The sequence below is a fragment of the Sunxiuqinia sp. genome (assembly GCF_055140945.1).
In genome coordinates this window covers 1-9,928 of sequence record NZ_JBSQYS010000072.1, presented here as the reverse complement: position 1 = coordinate 9,928, position 9,928 = coordinate 1, and the positions used below count along the sequence as shown (strand labels likewise).

General features: G+C 40.0%; 10 protein-coding genes. 7 read left to right on the top strand and 3 right to left on the bottom strand.

Annotated features, from left to right (window positions below):
- Window positions 1-158 (bottom strand): DNA ligase LigA-related protein (locus ACTB00_RS19615; protein WP_463301605.1); only part of this gene is annotated, 158 nt, incomplete at its 3' end.
- A gap of 129 nt (window positions 159-287) precedes the next feature.
- On the opposite strand from ACTB00_RS19615, the gene ACTB00_RS19610 reads away from it, so the two are divergent.
- Window positions 288-665: a RidA family protein gene (locus ACTB00_RS19610; protein ID WP_463301604.1), complete on the top strand. Its 378-nt coding sequence runs from the start codon at window positions 288-290 to the stop codon at window positions 663-665.
- A 377-nt stretch (window positions 666-1,042) separates the two neighbouring features.
- Here ACTB00_RS19610 and ACTB00_RS19605 read toward each other — a convergent pair whose 3' ends face one another.
- The gene (locus ACTB00_RS19605; RefSeq protein WP_463301603.1) at window positions 1,043-2,911 is read right to left on the bottom strand and encodes an ABC-F family ATP-binding cassette domain-containing protein; all 1,869 of its coding nucleotides are present in this window, start codon (window positions 2,909-2,911) and stop codon (window positions 1,043-1,045) included.
- A gap of 147 nt (window positions 2,912-3,058) precedes the next feature.
- On the opposite strand from ACTB00_RS19605, the gene nth reads away from it, so the two are divergent.
- A complete protein-coding gene (gene nth / locus ACTB00_RS19600) occupies window positions 3,059-3,715 on the top strand; it encodes an endonuclease III (RefSeq protein ID WP_463301602.1) in 657 nt (218 codons plus the stop codon).
- Window positions 3,716-3,906: 191 nt separating this feature from the next.
- Window positions 3,907-4,077: a DUF362 domain-containing protein gene (locus tag ACTB00_RS19595; RefSeq protein WP_082326626.1), complete on the top strand. Its 171-nt coding sequence runs from the start codon at window positions 3,907-3,909 to the stop codon at window positions 4,075-4,077.
- An 80-nt stretch (window positions 4,078-4,157) separates the two neighbouring features.
- On the opposite strand, the gene ACTB00_RS19590 is transcribed toward ACTB00_RS19595, so the two are convergent.
- On the bottom strand, window positions 4,158-4,805 hold the full coding sequence (locus ACTB00_RS19590) for a ClpP family protease (RefSeq protein WP_463301601.1): 648 nt from the start codon (window positions 4,803-4,805) through the stop codon (window positions 4,158-4,160).
- A 465-nt stretch (window positions 4,806-5,270) separates the two neighbouring features.
- Between ACTB00_RS19590 and ACTB00_RS19585 the strand changes: the two genes are divergently transcribed.
- The 4 genes from ACTB00_RS19585 to ACTB00_RS19570 form a co-directional block, all read left to right on the top strand.
- Window positions 5,271-6,536 (top strand): DEAD/DEAH box helicase, encoded by a 1,266-nt coding sequence (locus ACTB00_RS19585; RefSeq protein ID WP_463301600.1) that lies wholly within the window; start codon window positions 5,271-5,273, stop codon window positions 6,534-6,536.
- Window positions 6,537-6,780: 244 nt separating this feature from the next.
- On the top strand, window positions 6,781-7,611 hold the full coding sequence (locus ACTB00_RS19580) for an aminotransferase class IV (protein WP_463301599.1): 831 nt from the start codon (window positions 6,781-6,783) through the stop codon (window positions 7,609-7,611).
- Window positions 7,612-7,767: 156 nt separating this feature from the next.
- The gene (locus ACTB00_RS19575; protein WP_463301598.1) at window positions 7,768-9,372 is read left to right on the top strand and encodes a fumarate hydratase; all 1,605 of its coding nucleotides are present in this window, start codon (window positions 7,768-7,770) and stop codon (window positions 9,370-9,372) included.
- A gap of 211 nt (window positions 9,373-9,583) precedes the next feature.
- A partial coding sequence (locus tag ACTB00_RS19570) for a tetratricopeptide repeat protein (RefSeq protein WP_463301597.1) occupies window positions 9,584-9,928 on the top strand: 345 nt, incomplete at its 3' end.

Here is a 9,928-nt window from a genome sequence, read left to right as displayed (position 1 = left end):
TCAGGATGTTCTTGTTCGATTTTCTCCAACTCTTTGAGCTTCATGTCAAAATCAAAATCACTAATAATTGGTTTCGACAGTACATAGTAATTATAGTTGTGCTCTTCGAGCTCTTTGCGAAGCTTTTCAATTTGCTCTTTAATGGTTCCGAAAGTCATAATTTCAAATTTGCTCTAAAAATACGAAAACAAGTCCGTATGAAAATTAGTTTATTTGTAAAATTGTATGGAGATCATTGGTCTCTGGTTTTCGAAAAATACGATTCTAATAAATTAAAAATTGATCAAATGAAAAAAATAATTTCTACTCCCAATGCACCAGCGGCGATAGGCCCATATACTCAGGCTATTGAGGTGAATAATACCCTTTATATTTCCGGACAAGTTCCGATCGATCCATCAACTGCAAAAGTTGTTGAAGGCGGAATAACAGAGCAAACCGAGCAGGTGATGAAAAATATTGGTGCGATCTTGAAAGAAGCCGGCTACGCATTTGCCGATGTTGTCAAGTCAACTTGTTTATTAAGCGACATGGCAAATTTTAAAGCCATGAACGATGTTTACGGGAAATACTATAGTGAGAATCCACCAGCCCGGGCTGCATTTGCAGTTAAAGAATTACCATTGGGTGTGCTGGTTGAGATTGAAACCATTGCTGTGAAGTAAGTTTAACTTTGTTAAGAATCAGTTCCCTTTCATTGCTTTCTGAATTCAATCCCGGCGTTTTCTTTGGCTGAGTTGTCACAAGTAGCCGAAAAGAGTTGTTTATATCGTAACGTTTTTGTTATTCCGCCTACTCATTTATTTAAATAAAATGTACTGACAAAAAAAGAGAAATGTTGTTGGTCTTGCTTGTTTGAAGTTGCAATTCGAACCATTTAACTACGAATTTATAATCCGTGTAATATTTTCAGTCAAAGGTTTGGGTTAACACGCCGATAGATTCCGGCCTTCGCCAGAATGATGATTGAAAATGGGATAGCAGAAGTCTGTTGAGTTTTGGATGACCGAGGACGCAAGGGTTGTAAGAATAGGGTTCGGTATTAACTCTTTTCGCTCAACTCCAGCCAGCGCATTTCTTTCTCGTCAAGTTCATCGGTTATTTCTGAGAAACGGTTTGATTTCTCGATTAAATCGTCGTTTGAGAGTTCACCGGAATTCATGGCTACTTCCAATTCAGCCTTTTCAGTTTCCAATTCTTTGATGGTTTGCTCCAATTGTTCAAACTCGCGCTTCTCGTTAAAACTCATCTTTTGAGAGGATTTTGCTTTTGGCTTTTCTTGAATTGGCTTTGGTTTCGATGCGGCTTCAGCTTTTTTACGCGATTCTTCCTCTGCTTCGAGCTGATTTCGGTAAATGGTGTAATTACCCGGGAAATCCCGAATTGCCCCTTCACCGTCGAATACGAAAAGGTGATCTACAATTTTATCCATGAAATAACGGTCGTGCGAAACAATAACCACACAACCACCAAAAGCGGCCAGATAATCTTCCAGCACATTCAGAGTCATAATATCTAAATCGTTGGTTGGCTCATCCAGAATCAGGAAGTTGGGGTTTCCCATCAAAATGGTACACAGGTAAAGCCGACGACGTTCGCCGCCACTCAGTTTCTCCACAAAATTATACTGTACCTCGGGCGGAAACAGGAAGCGCGTTAACAGTTGGCTGGCTGTCATTTTTTGGCCATCTTCAAACTCAACAACTTCGGCAATGTTTTTAATAACGTCGATGACTTTTTCATCCGCTTTAAAATCAATACCTTCCTGACGATAGTATCCAATTTTGATGGTTTGTCCCCAGTCAATGGAGCCGGAGTCAGGAGTTACGCCACCGGTGATCACATTAAGGAAAGTTGATTTTCCGGTTCCGTTTTTTCCAACGATTCCAACTTTCTCGAACCTCGAAAATTTATAGCTGAAATCGGTAATCAATTTTAAATCGCCATATCCTTTTGAAACGTTTTCCAGCTCAAGTATTTTATTTCCCAGGCGAGCTGACGCAACATTCAACTCCAGATTATCTTCCTGCCGGGTTTGACCGGCTTTTTCTTTTAAATCATGAAATGCGTCAACCCGGTATTTGGCTTTATGGCTGCGTGCTTTGGGCATTCTTCGCATCCATTCCTGCTCGGTGCGCAACAGGTTTTTCGCTTTTTCTGTCGATGCTTGTTGTTGCTCAATCCGCTCTTGTCGTTTTTCCAGGTAATAGCTGTAATTGCCTTGATAATCGTAAGTTTGGTTCTGGTCAATTTCAATGATCTCGTTACAAACCCGGTCGAGAAAATAACGGTCGTGAGTAACCATAAACAAGGTGCAATTGGTTTTCTCCAGATAGGCTTCCAGCCATTCAATCATATCTAAATCGAGGTGGTTGGTGGGCTCATCCAACAAGAGCAAGTCGGGTTCGTTTACCAATACATTGGCTAGTGCCAATCGCTTTCTCTGACCACCGGAAAGTTCCCTGATTGGCTGGTCGAAATCATTGATCTTCAGCTGGCTCAAAACCTGTTTAACACGAACATCGAAGTCCCAGGCATTCAGCTCTTCCATTTTTGTGGTCAGCTGTTCAATTTCCTTTTGATTGTTGTGCGTTACAGCCGCTTCAAATTGGGCAATTACATCCAGTGCCGGATTGTCTGACCGGAGGGCTTCCTGCAACACCGTTAGGTTTTCGTTCAAATTGGGGTCTTGTTTCAGGTAGCCAATTTTAATATCGTTGGTTACCGTAATCTGACCTTCATCAGGCGTATCCAATCCGGCTATGATCTCCATAAGCGTGGTTTTTCCGGCACCATTCTTTGCAATTAAGGCCACTTTCTGGTCTTTAAAAATGGTAAAAGAAATAGCCTCGAACAACATTTGTTCTCCGTAGCGTTTCGAAATAGCCTCAGCTTGTAAATAAGGGATCATATCTATTTGTTTTGCGCAAAAATAGAAATTAATATCGGCAATATGAGAGTATCGTTTTTTGATTCTATCAAATAAACCAGATGCCGGTCTGTTTGTTCCGACTGGAAATTCTATTTTTGTTTTCTACAATCCTAAATGAAGATAAGCATGCAAAAGAAAGAGCGTTACCAGCGAGTGATTGAATATTTTCAAAAAGCTATGCCGATTGCGGAAACCGAGTTGGAATATGGCAATCCCTATGAACTATTAGTTGCTGTTATTTTATCGGCTCAATGTACCGACAAGCGGGTCAACCAGATAACTCCCGAGTTGTTTAAGCGATTTCCTAAGCCCGAGCAACTGGCAGAAGTTGAACCTGCTGAAGTGTTTGATTATATTCGTTCATGTTCCTATCCGAACAACAAAGCCAAGCATTTGGTGGGCATGGCTAGAATGCTGGTTGGCGATTTTGAGGGGGTAGTGCCTGACGATGTAGTAGAACTACAAAAGCTCCCGGGGGTGGGACGAAAGACTGCCAACGTGATTGCGTCGGTTGTTTATGAAAAGCCGGCTTTTGCAGTCGATACACATGTTTTTCGCGTGGCCAACCGAATAGGGCTGACGACAAATTCGAAAACACCCTTGGCTACTGAGCAAGAATTGATGAAGTATTTTCCGGGTGAGATTGTTCCTTTAGCGCACCATTGGCTTATTTTGCACGGACGCTATACTTGCCTGGCACGAACTCCAAAGTGCAACAAGTGCGGGTTAACCGAAGTTTGCAAATACTTTGAAAAGCAGCAAAAAGTAGAACGTTCAAAATAGTATTTGACTGTGCTTATTCTTGCAAACAATTGGGTAATGCCTCATTACGAAAAATGAGGCATATTTACACGTACTTTAATTGTGATTTAACAGTTATTTTATAGAAGCTAAATTTATTTCTCAATTTCTTTTATTTTATACCAAACTTTGTACTTTTGCTGCTAATCTCTAACTTTAAAAAAAGAAGTGTTATGGCTTATGTAATTTCAGATGAGTGCATTGCATGCGGAACATGTATTGATGAATGTCCAGTTGACGCGATTGCTGAAGGTGATATTTATACAATTGACGCAGATCTTTGTACCGATTGTGGCTCTTGTGCCGAAGTTTGCCCGGTTGACGCGATTTCGATTGCCGAATAAACGGACAGCATAAAATTATTAGCCCGTCATTTTGTAAAATGACGGGCTTTTTTTGTTTTCACTTGGAAGGTTTGAATGATTTAATCAATCGAATAAACTCCATCAACAATCCCGTAGTCTAGCGACTCTTCAGCATTCATCCAATAATCACGATCAAAATCGGCCAAGACGTGGTCGAACGATCGGCCTGTATTTTTCGCTAAAATTTCGGCCGATAGGTTTTTTGTTTTAATAATTTGCTTGGCATGAATTTCCAAATCGCTGGCTTGTCCTCTCAGTGCGCCTATGCTGGGCTGGTGAATCATCACTTCTCCGTAAGGGTAAATAAATCGTTTGCCTTTTTCGCCTGCCGAAAGCAGGATTGATCCCATTGAAGCAGCCAATCCCATACACACCGTTGAAACCGGGGATGAAATTAAGTTCATGGTGTCCATAATTGAAAATCCTGAAGTAACCATGCCCCCCGGGCTATTGATAAAAAAGGTAATGGGTTTGCCGGCATCAACCGATTCGAGGTATAACAATTTGCTGACAATATCTTCAGCCGATTCGTCATCAACAGGTCCCCAAAGAAAAATCTGTCTTTTTTTCAGGAAGTTAGACTCTATTTGATGTTTTACCGATTGTTTCTTGTCTTTATCTTCAGACTCCTTCGCAGAGTAAATACGATCATTGTTCATAATATAATTCTTTTTTTTTGATTCATTAATGGGACTAAAATTAATCATTTTTCAGCGAAATTTGGTCTCTATGCTCTTCAATCCATTGCAAATGTATTTACAAGTTAATTACGAATGAGCTTTGACAGGCAAGTTACTCCTGTCGGTTTGTTCTCCATCTTTGTTTGTATTAACCGAACTTCATCTCTACTAAGCACGTAACTAATGGCAGCAAACACGATATCGTCGGAAGAAATAACATTTAGTTCTCTCAATAAAAGGATCAACTATTTCTGAAATACACGGTAGGAATTTATTTTTTCGAATTGTTTTCGATTGATTATCAGACAGGTATGCTGTCTTGCGTAAGTGTTGTAAGATTTGTTGTTGATATTCATATACTTAATTTTTGCCTTTTTCAAATACGTTTGCTTTGATTATTACCCACATTCAAATTAAATACTACCTTTGTGTCCTTTATTGACCTCCCTCGAAGTTTCTCGCCAATTTCCAGATGGGAACAAATTTTATTACATGCAATTTAAAGAATTAGAACTGATTGAGCCGATCTTAAAGGCTCTCAAAGATGAAAATTACGTTAACCCTACCACCATACAAGAAAAAGCGATCCCACTGATACTGAATAGACATGATGTATTGGGCAGTGCACAAACCGGAACCGGAAAAACAGCAGCATTTGCAATTCCCATTCTTCAGCATCTTTTTTTGGATAGAAGAGAAGGCAAGCGGCCACGCCAGTTAAGATCGTTGATTATTACGCCCACGCGCGAACTGGCCATACAGATTGGTGAAAGCTTTGCAACTTATGGAAAGTATACCGGACTGAAGAATACGGTTATTTTTGGTGGTGTTAAACAAGGAGCACAAACCAATGTTTTACGTCAAGGTGTCGATATTTTAGTAGCCACCCCCGGACGATTACTCGATTTAATGGATCAGCGGTTTATTTCGCTTGACCACATCGAATACTTTGTATTGGATGAAGCTGATCGCATGTTGGACATGGGGTTTGTACACGAAATCAAAAAAGTTATTGCCAAACTGCCATCCAAAAGGCAGTCGCTATTCTTTTCGGCCACTATGCCAGCGAATATTGTTGAGCTTTCAAATAAAATATTAAAGGATCCTAAAAAAGTGGAGGTAAGCCCGGTTTCATCTACTGCCGATACGATTCAGCAATATTTGTATTTTACGAATAAAGCCGACAAAAAAGACCTGATTATTCATATTTTGAAAGATCAGAATTTGGATCAAGTGCTACTGTTTTCGCGGACTAAGCATGGCGCAGATAAGATCGTGCGAAACCTCAAAAAGCAGAACATTGCTGCAGCTGCTATTCATGGAGATAAAGCGCAGAACCAAAGGCAAAAGGCGCTGGCCAAATTTAAGGATCGTGAAATAAGGGTGCTGGTAGCGACTGATATTGCTGCCCGTGGTATCGATATTGATAAATTGAAATACGTGATTAATTACGATATACCAAATGTGGCTGAAACCTACGTACACCGTATTGGACGGTCGGGCAGGGCAGGTGAAGAAGGTATTTCGATATCCATGTGCGAGCCGGAGGAAAATGAGTATATCCGCGACATTGAACGCCTAATTAATCAAAAAATTGAACGGGTACAGAATAATCCTTTTCCGCAAACAGAAAAGCCAATGACCGAAAAGGAAAAGAAAGCTTTTGAAAAGGAAAAACGCCAGCGCAAACAGGAGTACTTCGCCTCTCGAAACAAATCCCCGAAACGAAACGGTTCATCCCGCTCGTACCGAAGATAATCAGAAAAGAAGCCAACACATGGCTTCTTTTTTTTGTCTGTTTTATTTCAATATACTCTTCTCATAGCTCTCTCAATATGTTCGCAACTTTCGTTTGAAACCGGGTCACACATTTTAGTCTCAACATCATTCCTATTCTCCCGTATGAAAGTATCAGTAAGTATTGAGCGTTATTGCAATCTAAACCTAAGCTTCGTAAATTTGGTTTGATATCATTGTTGCAATTTTAATTGACAATCAAAATATGATAGATAATAAAGGAGAATATTTTATTAAAGACAATCATAAATTTCGGACTGATCAGGTTGAAGTTTTAGCGTCTGATGCGATACTAATTTATGAAGTATTGAGAATAATTGGTTCCGTCTGTTTGTTTGCTGAATCACATTATAACCGCTTGAAAAGATCAGCTCAATTAACCGGAGTTCAGTTGGATGTTACCTTTCATCAGTTTGAAGATAATATTGCGCAGTTGATTCAGGCGAACAGCATTCGTGAGGGAAATATAAAAGTATTGGTTCAGGTAGGTCGTGGTAACCAGGCTGCGTTTTATTATTTAATTCCTCATATCTATCCGACAACCGATGATTATAAAAATGGAGTTAAGGCAGGTTTGATGGAGCTTGAGCGTTCGATGCCGAAAGCTAAAATCGTTCAGCAAAAACTGCGGGAAGAAACTAACCGTTTTATTCAGCAAGAAATGATTTATGATGCAATCTTGGTCGATTCAGAAGGATATGTAACAGAAGGGAGTCGCACAAATATTTTTTTTGTGAAAGGAGATACGTTTTATACCGCGCCATCAGAACATATTCTTTCCGGAATCACTCGGCGGAAAATATTGGAGTGTCTGGCAGAACTTAAATACAACTATATTGAAAAGCCTGTTTTCTACTTATCTATTTCTGATTATGATGCCGCTTTCTTTACCGGCACTTCTCCCAGGGTTTTGCCCATTTATGGCATTGGTAGTCAAAGGTATAATGTCAATCATGAACCCATGAGGAAGCTTATTGAGGCATACAATAAGCTGGTTGAGTCTTATTTAGCAAAAGCACAGACCAAGAAAATGTAAAGGTTGTATGAAGAATTGACTGGCCTTAACTAAAAATGTGGTAAATCAATCTGCATGTTTTTTGATTATCCCTATATTTGCTAGCCTTTCGAAAAAATAGGCTAAAACGTTTGAATAGACCATTTAATTAATAACCTTTTTGAATTACACAATACTATGTCTGAATTTAAGTATCAAAAACCATTTCCTATCTTAAATGATACCACTCCTTATCGTTTGTTAACCAAAGAATACGTCTCAACAATAGAGTTTGATGGCCGTAAAATTTTAAAAGTTGACCCGAAAGGACTAGAAATTCTTGCTAAGGAAGCATTTGCTGACGTTTCTTTTTATTTGCGTCCAACACATCTGGAAAAATTAAAACATATTTTGAGTGACGAAGATGCTTCGGACAATGATCGTTTTGTAGCGCATACCATGTTAATGAATCAGGTGGTTTCATCAGAAGGTGAACTACCAACTTGCCAGGATACAGGAACAGCTATTGTTGTGGCTAAAAAAGGTGAAGATGTTTATACCGGTGCTACCGATGCTGAACACCTTTCAAAAGGTATTTATGATACTTACCTCAATCGCAATTTGCGTTATTCGCAAGTGGTTCCTTTTTCAATGTTTGAAGAAAAAAACACCGGAACCAACTTGCCGGCTCAAATCGATATTTATGCTGAAAAAGGAAATGCATACGAGTTCTTATTTGTAACTAAAGGCGGCGGATCGGGTAACAAAACGTTCCTTTATCAGCAAACCAAGTCGTTGTTGAACGAAGAAAACCTGACTAAGTTTGTGAAAGAGAAAATTAAAGATCTGGGAACTTCAGCATGCCCACCTTACCATTTGGCTTTGGTCATTGGAGGAACTTCGGCTGAGGCTACTTTGGCAACCGTAAAGAAAGCTTCGGCCGGATATTACGATCATTTGCCAACTGAAGGAAATGATGGCGGTCAGGCTTTCCGCGATCTGGAATGGGAAGAAAAAGTGCAAAAAATTTGCCAGGATAGTGAAATCGGAGCTCAATTTGGTGGAAAGTATTTTGTCCATGATGTGCGCGTAGTTCGCCTGCCGAGGCATGCAGCCTCTTGTCCTGTTGGCTTGGGAGTAAGTTGTAGCGCCGACCGTAACATAAAAGGGAAAATTACCGAAGAAGGTATTTTTGTGGAGCAGCTGGAGAAAGAACCGTCAAAATACTTGCCGGAACAAGCTCCGGAACTCGCTGCTGCTGTTGATATTGATCTGGATCGCCCAATGGAAGAAGTGTTGGCCGAGCTAAGCAAATACCCCATTAAAACCCGCCTAAACCTGAGAGGTACGTTGATCGTAGCTCGCGATATGGCACACGCCCGCTTAAAGCAAATGATTGACGAGGGCAAAGAAATGCCTGAGTATCTCAAAAAGCATCCTGTTTATTATGCAGGTCCTGCGAAGACTCCACAAGGCATGGCTTCCGGAAGTTTTGGACCAACTACAGCCGGGCGCATGGATCCGTATGTTGACCTGTTCCAAAGTCTGGGTGGCTCAATGGTTATGCTGGCAAAAGGAAACCGGTCGCAACAAGTTACTGATGCCTGTCAAAAATATGGTGGTTTTTATCTAGGTTCAATTGGTGGGCCAGCTGCAATTTTGGCAAAAAGTAGCATCAAGTCTGTTGAAGTAGTCGATTTTGAAGAATTAGGAATGGAAGCTATTCGTAAAATACGTGTAGAGAATTTTCCCGCATTCATCATCGTTGATGACAAAGGCAACGACTTTTTCAAGCAATTTTAATTTTGATCAAGTCTGACAAAAAATAATGATCAATTCACTTTAAGGCATCCCAAATTGCTGGAATGCCTTTTGTTTTATACTAATTTGCGCACTTTTGCCTTTACTTTTCAAAACTGAAATACCGGACTAATTGGCAATTGAACTAGTCGATTGAAGTCTGCTGGTACAATAGTTGCGCTACTTAGATCGGTTTTAACTAAAAAATTGAACAATGAATTTTAAAACAGGAAAATTTCTCATCATACTTCTTATTGCATTTGCAGGATGCGGCACTCCAAAGGTCACCACATCGTATCGAACAATAGCAGAACAAGCTGTTGCCGAAGGAAATTACGAGGCTGCAACCGAAAACTGGCGATTGTTTTTTGAAAAAGAACAAATGGAAGAAGATGAAATTAATCCGGCATATTATTCTGAAGCAGGGAAAATGGCTTTTCGTGCAAACCAAGCTGATTTAGCTATAAAATGGTTCGATCAGGCTGCCACCTTAAATTATAGCGATCCGGGTATGTATCTTGATATGGCTGAAATTTACAAGCAAAAAAACAATCTGACA